Raw genomic sequence first — 19,379 nt, forward strand, 5'->3', positions numbered from 1 at the left:
CCTGATCCGGACGCCCACACGTCCTCCATCCGCATGACCGAAATCCCAGCCCTCACGCTGCGCCCGGCCACCGTCGCCGATGCTCCCTTGCTCGCCGCCATGCACGCCGCAAGCTGGCAGGCCACGTATCGCGCGCTGCTGCCCGCCGCGTTTCTCGAACGCGAAGTCGACGCCGAGCGCGCGGCTTACTGGCGTGCGCGCATGGAGGCGCCAGGCGGCGAACGGCGGCTCGTTCTGATCGCCGAGCTTGCATCGGGTGCGGCCGTGGGCTTCGTGTGCGTCGAGCGCCAGCCGGGCTCCCCTTGGGGCGTGTTGCTCGACAATCTTCATGCGCTACCGGCGCATCAGGGCACCGGCGTCGGCAAGCGGCTCATGCGTGCCGCGCAGGACTGGGCGCGCGCCCAGGGCGAGACGCAGCTCTATCTGTATGTGCTCGACGGCAACACGCCCGCGATAGCGTTCTACGAGCGCCAGGGCTGGACCTATTCAGGCTCGGAGCCCGACCGCATGGGCGGCATCGACATTACGGCACTGCGTTACGTGTACCGGCTCGACGGCGAGTGAAGCTCGCTCCATACGCAGCACAAAGAGCCCAGGCTTTTAAGACCTTCCGATGGAACCGCGAAATCGTGACGGTCATGATCAGCGGCATCCCTTTAATTAGATGCGCCGCAGGCGACCCATCAACACGCGCCGTCGATGAGGACTCCGACGAAGGAGACCGAAATGTAAACGCCGCGCGCAGGTTGCGCGCGGCCAGGACGGGGTTCGTGCGATTCGTTGTGATCGCCCGTGGTTTGCGATCAGAAGCGTGTCTCGCGCGCAGTTCGCAAGAAGGTGTCGAGCAGCGGCGTGCAGTCGAGCAGTTCGGGGCCGCCCGCGCGATGGAACTCGGGGTGCCACTGCACGCCCACGACGAACGGCGAGCGCCGGTAACGCACCGCCTCGATGAGCCCGTCGCCCGCCGAAACGGCCTCGACGGTCAGGTCGCGCCCGAGGTGCTTCACAGCCTGATGGTGAATCGAGTTGACGATCGCCTCGCGCCGCCCGGGGAACATGGTCGCGAACGTCGAGCCTTCCGGGAACGTGACCGCGTGGCGATGCTGGTCGTAGTGCTCGCTCACGTGCACGCCAGCCGTCGGCACTTCGGTTGCGATGTCCTGAAAAAGCGTGCCGCCAAACGCCACGTTGATGAGCTGGCAGCCGCGGCACACGCCCAGCACCGGCTTGCCCGATTCGACGAACTCATGCAGCAGTTCGAGTTCGTACATGTCGCGCACGCGGTCGCCCGGCCATTCGGGGCGCGGCGAGACTTCCGCATACGTCTGCGGCGAGACGTCGGCGCCACCCTGCAGCAGCAGGCCGTCGAGATGCTTCGCGTAATCGCGTAAGCGGATATTGCTCGGGTGCAGCATCCCCTGGTGCCCGACCGTCGGGATCATGAACACGATGACGTCTCGAGACATCACCCAGTGTGCGATCGATTCCTCCAGGTATTGCAGCGTCTTGCCGCGCAGCCCTTGTGCACCCGGCTCCGGGTGGAAGATCCGCGCCGAGACGCCAATGCGCAGTGTGCGCTGCGTGATGCGCTGACCGGCGCGGTCGAACAGTTGCCGCGCATGCGCCACGACGATGCGGCCGAACACCGCCCAGGGCGAATCGCTCGGGCGCAGATAGCGCGGCGGTTCCGGCGGAATGGCGCTGGGCGGCGGCGGGTGTTGCGCCGTGAAGTCGGGCGCCTGGCCGAAGCCGGCGGGCGCAGCACCCGGACGTTGCGGCGCAGCAGACGCTGCCGTCTCGCGAGTGCTCGCCGGTTCGGTATGCGGGGCCGGCGCGGGCGCGGACTTGCCGGCCTCGGCGGTTTCGCTGATCGGAATACTCGGCGTAGTGGGTGCCGGCGCCTGCTTCGGCAACTCGCCAGCCGTGGATGCCGCGGCGGCCTCCCCAGCGCGAGGCGTGACGGTCGAAGCGCTTTCGGGCGCATCGGTCGAAGCGCGTTGCGCGGCTTCCCCAGAGGGCGGAGCGGAGGGCGATGCAGAGGGAGAACCAGCAGGAGCGCCGGGAGATCCGGCGGGAGGAGAGGACGAGGGCTCGGGGGCGCCGGCAGGACCGGCATCGGCAGGACGGCGTGCGCCGTCAGGGACCTCGGGGTGGTCTGATTTGTTATCGCTCATGACGTGGGGTCAGGCGCGCGGCGCGCGAACGAATGAACAGGCTTCGATTATCCGTCGCACGGCACGCCGCCGCCACCCCCGCGCACAATTGCTCACAACCCGTCACACCAGGGGCGCCCCGAACACGCTTGCGAGACGCGCCGCTTGCTAACCGCTGTCCAAGCGCTGGGTAACTTAGCGAGGTCAGGCATCCGGCCGCTCGTCGAGGGTCTCGCGCAACGCAATCTGCATCGACGCGTGGATCTTCACGCACCAGCGCCATAGCAGCATGGTGAGCGCTGCCGCGCACACCAGCACGCCGACGAGGAAGCCCGTGGGCGGCAGGATCGTCCCCGAGAGCGCCGCCACGAGCAGGAACACGCCGAACATCGAAACCACGGGCACTAGTTCCGCAATCACATGACGGATCGCGCGCGTAAAGCGCCCCGCCTTCTCCGGCTGCACGCTCACTTCGGCGAGCAACAGCGCGAGCGATTGCGTCTTGCGCCACACCGCCACGAGAAACGGCATCGCGAGCAGGAGCGCGGCGCTCCAGAGGACAACGCGCTGAATGCGCTCGTCGCCGATCCAGTGCGCAAGCAACGGCGACGCGTAGCGCGCGCCATACGAAACGCCGATGAAGATCGCCGAGACGAGCGCGAGATTCACCGCAATCTGCACGACGATGCGCTTCGTGAGCGAAAAGATCGTGGGGCCGTCCGAGCGCGGCACGAGGCAGCGCAGCCATTGGCTGTACATGCCGAACACGTTCGAGACGGCGGGCGGCATGGCGCGCGCGAGGCGCTGCGAGAGCGGATCGGCAATGCGGATGAGGTAAGGCGTGGTGAGCGTCGTGATGGCCGAAACGGTCACGGCGATCGGATAGAGAAACCCGCTCGTCACCTTCAGCGTGAGACCGAGCGAGGCGATGATGAACGAGAACTCGCCGATCTGCGAGACGGTCATGCCCACGCGCATCGCGGTGCGTCCGTCGCGGCCCGCGAGAAAGGTGCCGAGGCCGCACGACACCAGCTTGCCGAGCACCACGGCAATCGAGATCACGGCGATCGGCCACGCATAATCGACCAGCACGAGCGGGTTGAGCATGAGCCCGATCGTCACGAAGAAGATGGCGGAGAACGCGTCACGCAGCGGCGCGACGAGATGCTCGATGCGATGCAGATGGCGCGACTCGGCCATGACCGCGCCGATCAGGAACGCGCCGAGCGCGATCGAATAATCGAGCTTCACGACGAGCAGGCAAAAGCCGAAGCAAAAGCCCAGGACCGAGACGAGCAGCATCTCGTCGTTGCCCACGCGCGCGATATAGCCGAGCACGCGCGGCACGATCAGAATGCCCGCGAGCAGCGAGACGAGCATGAAAAGCAACAGCTTGCCGAGCGTGATGAGCGCGATGCCCGGCGAGAGCTCGCCCGTCTGCGCAATGCCGCCCAGCAGCACGAGCATGGCAATGCCGAGAATATCCTCGACGATCAGGATGCCGAACACGAGCTGTGCGAACGGCTCGCGCTTCACGCCGAGATCGGAGAGCGCCTTGACGATGATGGTGGTCGAAGAGATGGCGAGAATCGCGCCGAGGAACAGCGAATCCATCGTGGCCCAGCCGAACGCGCGGCCGATCTCGTAGCCGAGCCACAGCATCAGCACGATTTCCGAGAGCGCCGCGACGATGGCGGTCGCGCCCACCTGGAAGAGCTTGCGCAGGCTGAATTCGAGGCCGAGCGAGAACATCAGGAATACCACGCCGAGCTCGCCGAGCGTCTGGATGGTCTGCTCGTCGTGAATGAGCTGGAACGGCGGCGTGTACGGCCCGATGATCACGCCCGCCGCGATATAGCCGAGCACGACCGGCTGCTTCAGGCGATGAAACAGCACGGTGACGACGCCTGCCAGCGCCATCACGACTGCCAGATCCTGAATGAAGCCGATTCCGTGGTGCATGAAGGTCTTTCCTTACAAATAGCTATCGATTCTGCGCATGTTACCCGATGCGCGGCGTGAGCCAAATCGCACGCAAGGAAAAAAGCCGACCTACAATGATGCGACCCTTGCAGGCGCCACCGGCCCTCGGCGCCCTTCGCCGGCGGCCTGACCGCCTGCTCCGCTGAACTTCGCGCAGCGCGCCGCCGCGCATTGACCGAGTCCTCCGCCGCCATGACCACCGCTTTCACGCCATTCCCTCCCCTCGCCCAGCTCGCGGCCGACCTCGCCGCGGGCCGCACGACGAGCCGTGCGCTCGCCGAAGCCGCGCTCGAGCGCATCGCCGACCCGGCCGGCCAGGGCGCGACCGTCTTCACGCATGTCGATGCCGAGCGCGTGCGCGCCGCCGCCGACGCACACGACCGCCTGCGCGCGTCCGGCACGGTGCTTTCGCCGCTCGCGGGCATCCCCGTCTCGGTGAAGGATCTGTTCGACGTAGCGGGCGAAGTCACGCGCGCGGGCTCCACGGCGCTCGCGAATGCGGCGCCCGCCAAAGAGGACGCCACCGCCGTCGCCCGGCTGCGCCATGCCGGCGCGGTGCTGGTCGGCCGCACCAACATGAGCGAATTCGCGTTCTCGGGGCTCGGCCTGAATCCGCACTACGGCACGCCGCTCTCGCCCTGGCGCCGCGGCGTGGCAGGCGACGCGCGCGTGGCGGGCGGCTCGTCCTCGGGCGCGGCGGCCTCGGTCGCGGACGGCATGGCCGCCGTCGCGCTCGGCACCGACACCGGCGGCTCCATCCGCATTCCCGCCGCGTTCTGCGGCCTCACGGGCTTCAAGCCCACCGCCGGGCGCATTCCGAAAACGGGCGGCGTGCCGCTCTCCCCCACGCTCGACTCGTTTGGCCCGATCGGCAACACGGTGGCGTGCTGCGCGCTCGCGGACCGCGTGCTCGCCGGACTCGCGCCGCACGTGCCGGCCGCGCGACACCTCGAAGGCGTGCGCCTCGGCGTGCTCACCAACTACGTGACCGACGGCGTGGACCCCGAAGTCGCGGAAACGATCGATACGGCGCTCAAGCATCTGGATGCGGCCGGCGCGATCGTGAGCGAAGTCCGCTTCGCCGCCTTCGAGCGCCTCGCCGAAATCAACCGCATCGGCTTCTCGCCGATGGAAGCGTATGCGTGGCATCGCGAGCTGATTGCAAAGCATCGGGATCAGTACGACCCCCGCGTGCTGGTGCGCATCCTGAAGGGCGAGCACGCTACGGCAGCCGACTATCTGGACCTGATCGCCGCGCGCGCATCGGTCATGGACGAAGCCCTGGCCACGCTCTGGTCGCGCTTCGACGCCGTGATCGCGCCGACTGTCCCCATCGCGCCGCCTCCCGTCGCTCCGCTTGCCGCCGACGACGATGTCTTCGCGCGCACCAACGCGCTTGTGCTGCGTAACCCGAGCGCGTTCAACTTCCTCGATGCCTGCGCGCTCTCGCTGCCATGCCACCACCATGGCGCAGCGCCGGTCGGCTTGATGCTCGCCGCCGCGCCTGACAACGACGACGCGCTGCTCGCCATTGGCCGCGGCGTCGAGGCGGTGCTCGCGCCGTTGCGCTGACCTGAGCGCGAATCGCTCAAACAACCCCTGCGCGCGGGCAAGGACACGTCCGCGCCGCGCGCAACCTTCGCGCTAGAATCCCGTCACGCCGTCGCAGCCGCCTGTGCGCTGCGCCAGATAACCCGAACGAAAGAGCCTCATGAACGACGATAACGCGCTGTTGCGCCGCGAGCGCGGCCTGCTGGTCCTCCTTGGCCTGATCTGCCTCGCGCTTCTGGGCGGCGCCCTGTACTTCCAGTATGTCGAGCATCAGGACCCATGCCCGCTGTGTATCCTGGGGCGCTATTTCCTGATTCTGATCGCGGTCTTCGCCTTTCTCGGCGCGCGCATGACGAGCTGGCGCGGCGTGCGCGTGCTCGAAGCGCTCGTGGTGCTTTCGGCGGCAGGCGGCGCGGTCGCGTCCGCGAAGCTCGTCTGGGTGCAGGCGTTCCCCAACTACAGCTGCGGTTTCGACACGCTGCAGCCCATTGTCGACGGCCTGCCTTTCGCGCACTGGCTGCCCGGCGTGTTCAAGGTGCAAGGCCTTTGCGAAACCACCTATCCGCCGACGCTCGGCCTGACCATGCCGGTGTGGTCGCTGCTCGCATTCGTCATCGTGTTCCTGACCGTGATCCTGAGCCTGTTGCGCAACCGGCGCCGCCAGGTGTCGTGGCCCGGCATCCGCCGCTGACCGGCTAAAGGGCACGGCGCAGGCGCGCCGCGCCTATTCGATCTCTTCCAGCTCGGCCGCCTCATCCGCCGCCCAGCCATCGGGCGGCTCGCCCCGCCAGCGCGATTCGAGCGTCAGCCCTGCACGGCAGCCTCGAATCGCGCACGACTTCCGCACCTTCCCCCGCCATCCAGGCGCGATCGCCGCACGCAATGGCTTGGCACCGCCATGCGCGCTGTGACGGCGTCATGACCCAAGTCACATAACCCCCATCTTGCGGGGGAAATACTTTCCTGCGGCAAGCGGTGCTATCTTCGGAACTGGATGGCGATCTACGTGCGCGAGGCCGGTGTTGGCGCGCCCCTCTCGTAACGCGCGCCTGATCCGCAATGTCCCCGGGTCCACCATGACAACGCAAACCATCCGCTTCCTCCACCGAGGCTCCGTGCACGAAGTGCGCGACCTGCCTCCCACGCGCACGGTGCTTCAGCATCTGCGCGAGGATCTGCACGCCTGCGGCACCAAGGAAGGCTGCGCGGAGGGCGACTGCGGCGCGTGCACGGTCGTCGTGGGCGAACTCGACCGCGAAGGCCATCTCGCGCTCAAGGCCGTCAACGCCTGTATCCAGTTCCTGCCGACCCTCGACGGCCGCGCGCTTTACACCGTCGAAGACCTGCGTCAGCCAGACGGCGCACTGCACCCGGTCCAGCAGGCGATGGTCGATTGCCATGGCTCGCAGTGCGGCTTCTGCACGCCGGGCTTCGTCATGTCCTTGTGGGCGCTTTACGAGAACCAGCCTGCCGGCGCGGGCCTGCCGAGCCGCGAGGAGATAAACGAAGCGCTCTCGGGCAACCTGTGCCGCTGCACCGGCTACCGGCCCATCATCGAGGCGGCGCTGCGCATGTTCGACGAAAGCTGCCATGCGCGCGTGGCGCTCGATCGCGCTCGCGTCGAGGCGCAGCTGCGCGCGCTGCAGCGCGCCGGCACCTTCGAATATCGCGGCCCCGACGTACGAGGTGCCGCGCACGGCGAAAGCACGTTCTACGCGCCGTGCACGCTCGGCGCCTTCGCGGCGCTGCGTGCCGCGCATCCTGACGCGCGCGTGCTCGCAGGCAGCACCGATATCGGCCTGTGGGTCACGAAGCAGTTCCGCGACCTTGGCGACCTCATCTACACCGGCAACGTCGCGGAAATGGCGACCGTCGCGCGCGACGCCCAGACACTCACGATCGGCGCGGCCGTCCCGCTCGAACAAGCCTACGCCGCGCTCGCCATCGATTACCCCGAACTCGCGGAACTGTGGGCGCGCTTCGCCTCGCTACCCATTCGCAACGCAGGGACGCTTGGCGGCAACGTCGCGAACGGTTCGCCGATAGGCGACTCGATGCCCGCGTTGCTCGCGCTCGACGCCACGCTCGTGCTGCGCCGTGCGGCGCGCGTGCGAACGCTGCCGCTCGCGGCCTTCTACACGGGCTACCAGAAGAACGCGCTCGAAGCGGGCGAATTCGTCGAAGCGGTCCGCGTGCCGCGCCCCGCGCCGACACTGCGCTTTCGCACCTACAAGGTCTCGAAGCGCTACGACCAGGATATCTCGGCGGTGTGCGCCGCGTTTGCACTCGACGTGCGCGAGGACGGCACACTTGCGAGCGCGCGTATCGCCTACGGCGGCATGGCCGCGATCCCGCAGCGCGCCGCGCTTGCCGAAGCCGCCCTCAACGGCGCGCGCTGGGACGAAACCAGCGCACAGCACGCGATGGCTGCGCTCGCCACCGACTATCGGCCGCTCACGGACATGCGCGCGAGCGGCGCCTATCGCCTGAAGGTCGCGCGCAATCTGCTGTGGCGCTGCTGGCTCGAAACGCGCGACGACGCCCCGCTCGCGCTGTGCGACGTCAACGCGTTCGCTTTCGCCGAAGGCGACGACGATGGCCCCGGCTTCGCAGCCGCCGGAGTCACGCCATGAACGATCAGGCCGAACCGCTCGTCATGCGCCAGGAGCCAGGTGATGAGCCCGCCCACGAGCGCGCGCTCGGCGCGCCGCTGCCGCACGAATCCGCCGATGCGCACGTGAGCGGCGAAGCGCGCTACACCGACGACATCCCCGAACTGCACGGCACCGTGCACGCGGCGCTCGGCCTTGCGCGCCATGCGCACGCGCGCATCGTCGCGCTCGATCTCGAACACGTGCGCTCGTCGCCGGGCGTGCTTGCGGTGCTAACGGCCGCCGACATCCCCGGCGAGAACGACTGCGGTCCGGTCGTGCACGACGATCCGGTACTCGCGGGCGACGTCGTGCAATATCTCGGACAGCCCGTGTTCGCGGTGATCGCCGCGAGCCAGGAGCTCGCGCGCCGCGCCGCGGCGCTCTCCGCGAGCGAAGACGTCGTTCGCTACGAACCGCTCGAGCCCGTTCTCAGCATCGAAGAGGCGCGCACGCGCCAGCACTACGTGCTGCCGCCGCTGCGTCTCGTGCGCGGCGCGCCCGATGCTGCGCTCGCCGCTGCGCCGCATCGCCTCGCGGGCACGTTTGCCGTGGGCGGCCAGGAGCAGTTCTATCTCGAAGGCCAGGTGGCCTACGCGCTCCCGCAAGAGCAGACAGGCATGCTCGTCTACAGCTCGACGCAGCACCCGAGCGAAATGCAGCAAGTCGTCGCGCATCTGCTCGGTTGGCCTGCACATCGCGTCGCCTGCGAATGCCGGCGCATGGGCGGCGGCTTCGGCGGCAAGGAATCACAGTCGGCGCTGTTCGCGTGCGTCGCCGCGCTCGCGGCGCACAAGCTGCAGCGGCCCGTGAAACTGCGCGCGGATCGCGACGACGACTTCATGATCACCGGCAAGCGCCACGATGCACTCTACACATACGAAGCGGGCTACGACGACGAAGGACGGCTCCTCGGCGCGCGCGTAGAGATCGCGCTGCGTGCGGGCTATTCCGCCGATCTTTCGGGCGCAGTCGCCACGCGCGCGGTCTGTCACTTCGACAACGCCTACTTTCTTTCGGATGTCGAAATTGTCGCGCTCTGCTGCAAGACGAACACGCAGTCGAACACCGCGTTTCGCGGCTTCGGCGGCCCACAAGGCGCGCTCGTGATGGAGGTGATGCTCGACGAAATTGCCAGGGCGCTGGGCCGCGATCCGCTCGATGTACGGCGCGCGAACTATTACGGCATTGGCGAGCGTGAGCACACGCCGTACGGCCAGCGCGTGGAGGACAACGTGCTCGCGCCGCTCACCGACGAACTGGTCGCGTCGAGCCGCTATCACGAGCGTCGCGCGACCATCGCCGCGTACAACCGCACGAGCCCTGTGCTCAAGCGCGGCATGGCGCTCACGCCAGTCAAGTTCGGCATCTCGTTCAACGTGCCGCATCTGAACCAGGCGGGCGCGCTTGTCCATGTGTACCGCGATGGCTCGGTGCTCGTGAACCACGGCGGCACCGAAATGGGCCAGGGGCTCAACACCAAGGTCGCGCAGGTCGTGGCGGGCACGCTCGGATTGCCGCTTGCACGCGTGCGCGTGAGCGCCGCCGATACATCGAAGGTCGCCAATACTTCAGCCACGGCGGCCTCCACGGGCAGCGACCTCAACGGCAAGGCCGCCGAGGATGCAGCGCTCACGATCCGCGCGCGCCTCTCGGCGTTCGCGGCAGCACAATACGGCGGCGCGGCCGAAAACGTCGCGTTCGAAGATGGCCTGGTGCGAGCGAACGGCAAGGCGATAGCCTTTGGCGAATTCGTCGAACTCGCGTACATGAAGCGTGTGCAACTATGGTCCGATGGCTTCTACGCCACGCCCAAAGTGCACTGGGACGCGCGCACGCTCACCGGCCATCCGTTCTACTACTTCGCCTATGGCGCCGCGGTGTCCGAAGTGGTCGTCGATACACTCACGGGCGAATGGAAGCTCGTGCGCGCCGACGTGCTGCACGACGCGGGCCAGTCGATCAATCCGGCCATCGATCTCGGCCAGGTGGAAGGCGGCTTCATCCAGGGCATGGGCTGGCTCACCACCGAGGAGCTTTGGTGGAACCGCGACGGGCGGCTCATGACGCATGCGCCGTCCACGTACAAGATTCCGGCGGTGAGCGACACGCCAGAGGCGTTCAACGTGAAGCTCTATCGCAGCGGGGGCAACGACAACGTCGAGGCGACCGTGTTCCGCTCGAAGGCCGTGGGCGAACCGCCCCTGCTTTTGCCGTTCTCGGTATTTCTCGCTATTCGCGACGCCGTGGGCGCCGCGGTGCCCGAGGCACGCGAGGCCGCGCCGCTGCGCGCGCCCGCGACGCCTGAAGCGATTCTCGATGCACTGGACGCGCTGCGGGAAAACCACCGCAAATAGACTGACCGCGCGAACCTGCCGGCGCCTCGCACACTCCAACCGCGAAGCGCAGCCCGCGCGAAGCCACGAAGATTAACCGGCGGCACAGGCAACAACGTGCCGCCCCGTAGGGAGAACCGCCAGATGCAAGCCTGGCTTTCCAATCTGCAGCAACTGCTCGCGCACGGCGACGCCGCCGTGCTGGTCACCGTTGCGCGCGTCGAGGGATCGGCGCCGCGCGAGGCCGGCACCAAGATGATCGTCACGCGCGAAGCGGCCCGCCACACCATTGGCGGCGGCCACCTCGAATGGAAGGCCATCGAAATCGCGCGCCAGGTGCTGCGCGAAGGGATGCGCACGCCGCACGCGCGGCGCCTCGAGCGCCTCGCGCTCGGGCCGAGCCTCGGCCAGTGCTGCGGCGGCGCCGTGGTGCTCGCGTTCGAGCGCCTCGACGTAGCCGACCTCGGCTGGCTCGCCACCCTCGCGCGCCGCCTCGCGGCAGGCGCGTCGACCGTGCGTAGCGTATCATTTCGCTCCTCGCGGAACGGGAGCCCGGAAGGGGAAGGCACCGCAGCCGATCCGGCCATGCTGTCCGAGCCGGAACCGGGCGTGGAAGCGCCCGACTGCCTGCTTTGGGAAACGGGCGGCGCGCTGCTGCTCACCGAGACCATCGCGCCGAACGATTTTCCCGTTGTGCTGTTCGGCGCGGGCCACGTGGGCGCGGCGCTCGTGCGCGTGCTTGGCACGCTGCCCTGCCGCGTGCTGTGGGTCGACGAGCGCGACGCGGCGTTTCCGACGCCTGAGGCGTTCGCGCTGCTGAACGCGCCCAACGTAGCGATCGACGCCAACGACGCGCCCGACGAAGCCGTCGACACGGCCCCGCCCGGCACGAGCTTCATCGTGATGACGCACGATCATTCGCGCGATCTCGATCTCGCCGAGCGCATCCTGCGTCGCGGTGACTTCGTGTTCTTCGGCATGATCGGCTCGCACTCGAAGCGCAAGCAGTTCGAGCACCGCCTCGCCGCGCGCGGCATCGATCCCCTGCAGATCGCGCGCATGAACTGCCCGCTCGGCGTGGACGGTATCGTCGACAAGTCGCCCGAAGTCATCGCCGTCTCGGCCGCCGCGCAATTGCTGCAGGTGATCGAAGCAGCGAAGCTGGCGAGCGCAGCGCATGCCCCCGCCACCCATTCCGCGTGATGTCAAACACTGAAGAACCCATAAGCGAATCGAACCGAACATGACGATCACGACCACCGCCAACACCGCCGCCAACGCAAAGGCGCTCGTCGACAAGGCCGCCAAAGCGCCGAAGGCCGAACTGCACATCCATATCGAAGGCTCGCTCGAACCCGAGTTGATCTTCGCGCTCGCCCAGCGCAACAGCGTGAAGCTCGCCTACGACTCGATCGACGCGCTGCGCGCCGCCTACGCGTTCACCGACCTGCAGTCGTTCCTCGACATCTACTACGCGGGCGCGAGTGTGCTGCTCTCGGAGCAGGACTTCTACGACATGACGATGGCGTACTGCGAGCGCGCGCTCGCCGATAACGTCGTGCACACCGAAATTTTCTTCGATCCGCAAACGCACACCGAACGCGGCGTGGCGATCGAAACCGTGGTCGCGGGCATCGACCGGGCGCTCGCCGACGCCGAAAAGCGCGGCCTCACGAGCAAGCTGATCCTGTGCTTCCTGCGCCACCTGAGCGAAGCCGATGCGCTCGCCACCTTTGAAGCCGCGCGCCCGCTTTTCGAGCGCTACGCGCGCCTGATCGGCGTGGGCCTCGACTCGTCCGAGCGCGGCCATCCGCCGTCGAAATTCGAGCACGTGTTCGAGAAAGCGCGTGCGATGGGGCTGAAGCTCGTTGCGCACGCGGGCGAGGAAGGCCCGCCCTCCTACATCTACGAAGCGCTCGATCTGCTCAAGGTCGACCGCGTCGATCACGGCGTGCGCAGCATCGAAGACGCGGCGCTCGTCACGCGTCTGGCCGACACGCGCGTGGCGCTCACCGTGTGCCCGCTCTCGAACACCAAGCTGTGCGTGTTCGACGACATGACGCAGCACACGCTCAAGGCCCTGCTCGACAAGGGCGTCGCAGTGACCGTCAATTCCGACGATCCCGCCTACTTTGGCGGCTACGTCAACGAGAACTACCGCGCCATCATCGAAGCGCTCGAGCTCGACGACGACGAGGTGTACACGATCCTGCGCAATGGCTTCGAGGCTTCGTTCGTGACCCCCGAAGAGCGCGCCGCGCTGATCGCGAAGCTCGACGCGAACTGGAATCGCGCAACGGCTTAAAGCGTGAACTCAGGCGCAAACTAAAACGCGGACTCGTCCGCACAGCAAGCCCCAGCCCGGGCTGTCACACGAATCCGGTCCAGCGCGCGAGCGCCGGACCGTGGGCCCTCTTGCGTGCATTTTCAGGAGCGGCACGCGTCATGCGGGGCATGCATTGGACGAATACCTGAATCTATCGGAGACGAAGTTCCCATGACTCAATCGGCTTACCGCGCAAAACTGTTGACGTTCACTGGCGACCCTGCGCAATCGTCCGACGCCGCTGTCTTTGACGACGACGGCGTCGTGATCGTCGAAGACGGCCACGTGGTCGCCTCGGGCGCGTGGTCCGCGCTCAAGTCGCGCGTGAGCGCTGGCGCGACGGTTCACGATCTGCGCGACAAGCTGATCGTGCCAGGCTTCATCGACACGCACATCCACTATCCGCAGACGGACATGATCGCCTCGCCCGCGCCGGGTCTGCTGCCGTGGCTGAACACGTACACGTTCCCGACCGAGCGCGGCTTCGAAAACGAAGCGGTGGCGCAGGACACGGCGCGCTTTTTCGTCGACGAGCTGCTCGCTTGCGGCACGACCACGGCGCTCGTGTACTGCACCGTGCACAAGCAGTCCGCCGACGCCCTCTTTACGGCTAGTGAAGCGAAGAACCTGCGCATGGTAGCGGGCAAGGTGCTGATGGACCGCCATTGCCCCGAGTTCCTGCGCGACACACCGCAAACGGGCTACGACGACAGCGCCGAGCTGATCGAGCGCTGGCACGACCGCGGGCGCCAGATGTACGCGCTCACGCCGCGCTTCGCGCCGACTTCGACCGAGGCGCAGCTCGAAGCGTGCGGCGCGCTCGCGAAGGCGCATGGCGACATATTCATCCAGAGCCACGTGGCCGAGAACCCGGACGAGGTGAAGTGGGTCAAGGAATTGTTTCCGGGCCATCGCAGTTACCTCGACGTGTACGATCACTATGGACTCCTGCGCAAGCGGGCGGTGTACGGCCACTGCATCTGGCTCGACGACGAAGACCGCCGCCGCATGGCGCATACGGGCACGGTCGCCGCGCACTGCCCGACCTCGAACCTGTTCCTTGGCAGCGGCCTGTTCGACTTCGACAAGGCGGGCGAATCGTCAATGCCCGTGACGCTCGCCACCGACGTGGGCGGCGGCACCTCGTTCTCCATGCTGCAAACCATGAACGAGGCGCACAAGGTCGCACGCATGGGCGGCCACCACCTCACGGCCACCCGCATGTTCTGGCTCGCGACAGCGGGCGCGGCGCACGCGCTCGATCTCGCCGACAAGATCGGCACGCTCGCGCCCGGCAGCGAAGCGGACTTCGTCGTGCTCGATGCGCAGGCCACGCCGCTGCTCGCGCGGCGCACGGCGCGCGCGGAATCGCTGGAGGAGTTGCTGTTTGCGCTTGCCCTGCTCGGCGACGACCGCGCCGTGTTCGAAACCTACGCGGCAGGCAAACGCGTGCACAGCCGCGACGGCGCGCGCCGCTGACAGCCACACCCCGCGCGGGTTGCAGGAAAAAGCGCCATACTATGCGCCTCATTGGGGAGTAGCCGCCTCGCATCGCGCCGCAGCGCCGGTCTTCGGATCTCAGGCTTGCCGTGCGCGAATTCGCGGGGGCGTCCGTCAACAGACCTGGCCTGTAGGCCATGGCGGACGCAGCCTTTATCCCGGGCCTGGCGAGACCGATGACCCATGACCGCCGCAACAGGGCCCGGCGGTCCGTGGGTCGTCGCTCGCACACATCACGGCCCGAGGATCCATCACAACGTGAACCAAGCCTTTTTGGTCTCGACCGGCGCGGTCGCGCTCGCCGAAATCGGCGACAAGACGCAGTTGCTTTCGCTCGTGCTCGCTGCGCGCTACCGCAAACCGCTGCCGATCATCCTCGGCGTGCTCGTCGCCACGCTCGTCAATCACTCGGGCGCGGGCGCGCTCGGCACGTGGCTCGGCGCGCTCGTCACGCCGGGTGTCATGCGCTGGGCGCTCGCCGCCTCGTTCGTCGCCATGGGGCTCTGGATCCTCGTACCGGACAAGCTCGAAGAAGGCGAAGCGAACGTGAATCGCTCGCAGCTCGGCGTGTTCGGCGCAACAGTGGTGACCTTCTTTCTCGCGGAAATGGGCGACAAAACGCAGATCGCGACCGTGGCGCTCGCCGCGCGCTTTCACGACTTCTTTGGCGTGGTGGCGGGCACGACGCTTGGCATGATGATCGCCAATGTGCCCGCGATCCTGCTCGGCGACCGTTTCGCCCACAAGCTGCCGACGAAACTCGTGCATGCCGTTGCGGCGCTGCTGTTCGTCGTCCTCGGCGTGCTCGCGATTCTGGGCGTGGGGTTCTGACGTGCTGTCGCAAATGGCATAAAAAAACGCGCCGGACACAAGGCCCAGCGCGTCACCTGGTGGGCGGGCACGACGATTCGTGCCTATTGCGCCGGCGCGCTCCCCGTCGCAGTCGCACCGCCCTGCCCCGCACCCGCCGGTGCCGCACCCGTCTCATTCGGCGCGCCGCCGTTCTTGCCGACCGGAATCTTGACCTCCGTGACGGTGCCGTTGGCCAGCGGGAAATTCCCCAGCGCACTCTGCACGAGAAAAGGCATCACGCGTACGAGCGAGGGATCGTCGCCCGAGGTGCGCGCCTGCACGTTATAAACCTCCTTGCCACTCGCCTTTTCCGTGATGCGAATGCCAAGCGCATGCGAATACACCGGGTAGCTCTGGTTCACGTAGGCGGGCTGGTACGGTCCCCACGCGCCCCACGGGTTCCACGGTCCCCAGTACGGGCCCGGCCAGGGGTTGTAGAACACGGGCTGCGCGACCGTCACCGTGTCGGTGCGGCTGCCGTAGGCGAGGCCCACCAGATAGCGCGCCTGCGGGTCGGCCACCAGGCGGAACGCGTGCATCGCGAGCCCGTTGGCCACGAACTGCTCGTAGGTGCTTTGCTCGATACTCTGGCTCTGCTCAGGGCTGCGTGTGAACGCAAAGGTGCGCGTGGCGTCGCTACCGCCGTCCCATGCGGAGAAGGCGGTCACCTGGCTCGTCACGTAAGTCGTGCAGCCGGAGAGCGTGAGTGCGAGCGCCGCCAGCATCAGGAGGGCGCGGCGGGTCCATCTGTCGTGCATCATGGTCTTCTCGTAGCAGTGTTGCTTCAGTTGGAAAAGTGCAGTCGTGGGGGCCGCTCTCTCCGATACGAACTTTCCGCCGCGCTTATTCCGTGTTGTTCCACGTCCGAACCGTGCTGATTTCACGCCGGTCGTGTCTTGTTTTGCGCTCCGCTTGCCGCGCGGCAGGGCCTGATCATACTGACTCGTGGCGCGGCGCGAAAGTTCGGAGGCCGAGCCCCGACGGACAAAGCGGCCCGAGCCTTTGTACAATGGGGCGAACCGCCGCGCTCGCGCGACGGCAGGCAGCGCCCGACGGGCGCACACGCCGCCGCGGCCGGCCAATCCGATCCACACCGAGCGATCCATACCGATCCGACACGCCCCTATCCAGACCATGTCCGATACCGCCACGCCCACCGTGATCCGCCGCGAAGACTACGCGCCGCCCGCGTTTCTGATCGATACCGTCGACCTCGAATTCGACCTCGTGCCCGAGCGCACGATCGTCAAGAGCACCTTGCGCGTGCGTCGCAATCCCGACGCACAACCCACCGCGCATCTCGAACTCATGGGCGAGCAGCTCGAATTCATTGGCGCGGCGATCGACGGCAAGCCTTACGCGAATGTGCATGCACACGAACACGGGCTCACGATCGAGAACGTGCCCGATTCCTTCGAGCTCACGCTCACCGGCGCGTGCGATCCCGCCGCCAACACCACGCTCTCGGGCCTGTACGTGTCGAGCGGCAACTTCTTCACGCAGTGCGAGGCCGAAGGTTTTCGCCGCATCACCTGGTTCCTCGACCGACCCGACGTGATGGCGACCTACACGGTCACGCTGCGCGCAGACAAGATCGCCTACCCGGTGCTGCTCTCGAACGGCAATCTGATCGCCGAAGGCGAGCTGCCCGATGGCCGTCACTATGCGAAATGGGAAGACCCGTTCCGCAAGCCGAGCTATCTGTTCGCGCTCGTGGCGGGCAAGCTCGTGGCGCTGGAAGAGCGCATCCAGAGCGGCTCGGGCAAGGAAAAGCTGCTGCAGGTCTGGGTCGAGCCGCACGATCTCGACAAGACGCGCCACGCCATGGACTCGCTCATCCACTCGATCCACTGGGACGAGCAGCGCTTTGGCCTCGAACTCGATCTCGACCGCTTCATGATCGTCGCGGTGAGCGACTTCAACATGGGCGCGATGGAGAACAAGGGACTCAACATCTTCAATACGAAGTACGTGCTCGCGAATCCGGAAACCGCCACCGATGTCGACTTCGCCAACATCGAGGCCGTGGTCGGTCACGAGTACTTCCACAACTGGACCGGCAACCGCGTGACCTGCCGCGACTGGTTCCAGCTGAGCCTGAAGGAAGGCCTCACGGTGTTCCGCGATCAGGAGTTCTCGGCGGCGATGTCGGGCGGCGACGAGAACGAAGCGGCGCGCGCGACGAAACGCATCGAAGACGTGCGCGTGCTGCGCCAGATGCAGTTCGCCGAAGACGCGGGCCCGATGGCGCACCCGGTGCGCCCCGAGAGCTACGTCGAGATCAACAACTTCTACACGATGACCGTCTACGAAAAAGGTGCGGAAGTCGTGCGGATGTATCAAACGCTGCTCGGACGCGACGGCTTCCGTAAAGGCATGGACCTGTACTTCCAGCGCCACGACGGCGAGGCCGTGACCTGCGACGACTTCCGCCACGCCATGGCCGACGCCAATGGCCGCGACCTCGCGCAGTTCGAACGCTGGTACAGCCAGGCGGGCACGCCGCGCGTGAGCGTGACGACGAGCTACGACGAAGGCACGCGCTGCTACAGCGTGACGCTCACGCAGGGCTACGCCAACGGCTCGCCCGCCGCGCGCGAAACACAAAAGGGCCCGCTGCACATTCCGTTTGCGATCGGCCTGATCGGCCCGGACGGCGCGGACCTGCCGCTGCGCCTCGAAGGCGAAGCCGCCGCACACGGCACGACGCGCGTGCTGGAGCTGACCGACACGCAGCAGACCTTCACGTTCGCCGATGTGATGGCCAAGCCCCTGCCCTCGCTGCTGCGCAACTTCTCGGCGCCGGTCATCGTCGACTACGACTACGGCAACGACGAACTCGCGTTCCTGCTCGCGCACGACAGCGATGCGTTCAACCGCTGGGAAGCGGGTCAGCGCCTCGCCACGCGCGAACTGCTCGCGCTTGCCGGACGCGCCGCCGCGGGCCAGCCGCTCGAAATCAACGACGCGCTCGTCGATGCATTCCGCCGCGTGCTGACCGACGAATCGCTCTCGCCGTCGTTCCGCGAGCTTGCGCTCATGCTGCCTTCGGAAACGTATCTCGCCGAACAGATGACCGAATCCGATCCGGCCGCCGTGCATGCCGCGCGCCAGTTCGTGCGCAAGCAACTGGCAGCGGCGCTGCAAGGCGAATGGCTCGCGGCCTATGAGCGCAATGTCACGCCGGGCGCATACGAGCCGACGCCCGAGGCGGCCGGACACCGCGGGTTGAAGAACCTTGCGCTCTCGTATCTCTCGGAACTCGACGATTTCGCGCAAGCGGTGCGACTCGCCACGGCACAATACGATGCCGCGAACAACATGACCGACCGTTCGGCGGCGCTTTCCGCGCTGTTGAACGTGCAAGCGGCCACGGGCGGCGACGTCGCGCGCCGCGCGCTTGAAGACTTCTACGTGCGCTTCGAGAAGGAACCGCTCGTGATCGACAAGTGGTTCGCGCTGCAAGCCACGCAACGTGGCACGGCGCGACGCCCGACCATCGAGACGGTGCGCGCGCTCATGGGCCACCCGGCGTTCAACATCAAGAACCCGAACCGCGCACGCTCGCTGATCTTCAGCTTCTGCGCGGCGAACCCCGCGCAGTTCCACGCCGCCGACGGCTCGGGCTACGCGTTCTGGGCCGACCAGGTGATCGCGCTCGACGCGCTCAATCCGCAGGTCGCGGCGCGCCTCGCCCGCAATCTCGAACTGTGGCGCCGCTTCACGCCGGCGTTGCGTGACGCGATGCGCGCCGCGCTCGAGCGGGTAGCCAGCGAGGCCAAATCGCGCGACGTGCGCGAGATCGTCGAAAAAGCGCTGGCTTGATCAGACGAAACGGCACAAAGCGCGCGGCGCCTGAGCAGCGCCGCGCGGCGACCCACGAACCGGCCTTCGCGTCGGTTTTTTTGCGCATTTTTTTCGCGATTATTTTTGGCGGTGCGAAGAGAACCGTCACCGCGCGAAACGCCGCTCCAGCAAGCCCGACCGCGCCCCGGCGCTTTATTTTGGGCGGCTGTGCGGCGGGCGG

The 19,379-nt window shown here is 67.2% G+C and carries 13 protein-coding genes and 1 riboswitch; of the genes, 10 read left to right on the forward strand and 3 right to left on the reverse strand.

Annotated features, from left to right (window positions below; all coding sequences use genetic code 11):
* Window positions 1-33: 33 nt before the first annotated feature.
* Entirely contained in the window at window positions 34-564 is a 531-nt protein-coding gene (locus tag M3I54_RS05500; protein WP_254333717.1) for a GNAT family N-acetyltransferase, read from the forward strand.
* A 239-nt stretch (window positions 565-803) separates the two neighbouring features.
* Here M3I54_RS05500 and M3I54_RS05505 read toward each other — a convergent pair whose 3' ends face one another.
* Together M3I54_RS05505 and M3I54_RS05510 are read right to left on the reverse strand one after the other, a co-directional pair.
* Window positions 804-2,174 (reverse strand): gamma-glutamyl-gamma-aminobutyrate hydrolase family protein, encoded by a 1,371-nt coding sequence (locus M3I54_RS05505; RefSeq protein ID WP_254333719.1) that lies wholly within the window; start codon window positions 2,172-2,174, stop codon window positions 804-806.
* Window positions 2,175-2,357: 183 nt separating this feature from the next.
* Window positions 2,358-4,115: a cation:proton antiporter gene (locus tag M3I54_RS05510; protein WP_254333721.1), complete on the reverse strand. Its 1,758-nt coding sequence runs from the start codon at window positions 4,113-4,115 to the stop codon at window positions 2,358-2,360.
* Window positions 4,116-4,328: 213 nt separating this feature from the next.
* Between M3I54_RS05510 and M3I54_RS05515 the strand changes: the two genes are divergently transcribed.
* The 8 genes from M3I54_RS05515 to M3I54_RS05550 all read left to right on the forward strand — a co-directional run bounded on the left by M3I54_RS05515 (window position 4,329) and on the right by M3I54_RS05550 (window position 15,331).
* Window positions 4,329-5,708 (forward strand): amidase, encoded by a 1,380-nt coding sequence (locus tag M3I54_RS05515; RefSeq protein ID WP_254333723.1) that lies wholly within the window; start codon window positions 4,329-4,331, stop codon window positions 5,706-5,708.
* A gap of 139 nt (window positions 5,709-5,847) precedes the next feature.
* Window positions 5,848-6,378, forward strand: coding sequence for a disulfide bond formation protein B (locus tag M3I54_RS05520; RefSeq protein ID WP_254333725.1), 531 nt, complete (start codon window positions 5,848-5,850; stop codon window positions 6,376-6,378).
* Window positions 6,379-6,763: 385 nt separating this feature from the next.
* Window positions 6,764-8,320 carry a xanthine dehydrogenase small subunit gene (gene xdhA, locus M3I54_RS05525; protein ID WP_254333726.1) on the forward strand — a complete coding sequence of 519 codons (1,557 nt, stop codon included), beginning with the start codon at window positions 6,764-6,766 and terminating at the stop codon, window positions 8,318-8,320.
* Entirely contained in the window at window positions 8,317-10,695 is a 2,379-nt protein-coding gene (gene xdhB / locus M3I54_RS05530; RefSeq protein ID WP_375542095.1) for a xanthine dehydrogenase molybdopterin binding subunit, read from the forward strand. Before xdhA ends, xdhB begins: the two co-directional genes overlap by 4 nt.
* Window positions 10,696-10,818: 123 nt before the next feature.
* Window positions 10,819-11,877, forward strand: a complete 1,059-nt coding sequence (gene xdhC, locus M3I54_RS05535) for a xanthine dehydrogenase accessory protein XdhC (protein ID WP_254333727.1) — start codon at window positions 10,819-10,821, stop codon at window positions 11,875-11,877.
* 40 nt (window positions 11,878-11,917) lie between these two features.
* Window positions 11,918-12,979, forward strand: coding sequence for an adenosine deaminase (locus tag M3I54_RS05540; RefSeq protein WP_254333728.1), 1,062 nt, complete (start codon window positions 11,918-11,920; stop codon window positions 12,977-12,979).
* A 192-nt stretch (window positions 12,980-13,171) separates the two neighbouring features.
* Complete coding sequence (gene guaD, locus M3I54_RS05545; protein WP_254333740.1) at window positions 13,172-14,479, forward strand: guanine deaminase; 1,308 nt, start codon at window positions 13,172-13,174, stop codon at window positions 14,477-14,479.
* 41 nt (window positions 14,480-14,520) lie between these two features.
* Window positions 14,521-14,703, forward strand: a riboswitch (yybP-ykoY riboswitch).
* A gap of 55 nt (window positions 14,704-14,758) precedes the next feature.
* Window positions 14,759-15,331 (forward strand): TMEM165/GDT1 family protein, encoded by a 573-nt coding sequence (locus tag M3I54_RS05550; protein ID WP_254333741.1) that lies wholly within the window; start codon window positions 14,759-14,761, stop codon window positions 15,329-15,331.
* An 83-nt stretch (window positions 15,332-15,414) separates the two neighbouring features.
* Here M3I54_RS05550 and M3I54_RS05555 read toward each other — a convergent pair whose 3' ends face one another.
* Window positions 15,415-16,113 (reverse strand): DUF4136 domain-containing protein, encoded by a 699-nt coding sequence (locus M3I54_RS05555; RefSeq protein WP_254333742.1) that lies wholly within the window; start codon window positions 16,111-16,113, stop codon window positions 15,415-15,417.
* Window positions 16,114-16,486: 373 nt separating this feature from the next.
* On the opposite strand from M3I54_RS05555, the gene pepN reads away from it, so the two are divergent.
* The gene (gene pepN / locus M3I54_RS05560) at window positions 16,487-19,177 is read left to right on the forward strand and encodes an aminopeptidase N (protein WP_254333743.1); all 2,691 of its coding nucleotides are present in this window, start codon (window positions 16,487-16,489) and stop codon (window positions 19,175-19,177) included.
* Window positions 19,178-19,379: the final 202 nt, after the last annotated feature.

This window comes from Paraburkholderia sp. CNPSo 3274 (genome assembly GCF_024206475.1).
In the GTDB taxonomy this organism is placed as follows: Bacteria; Pseudomonadota; Gammaproteobacteria; order Burkholderiales; family Burkholderiaceae; genus Paraburkholderia.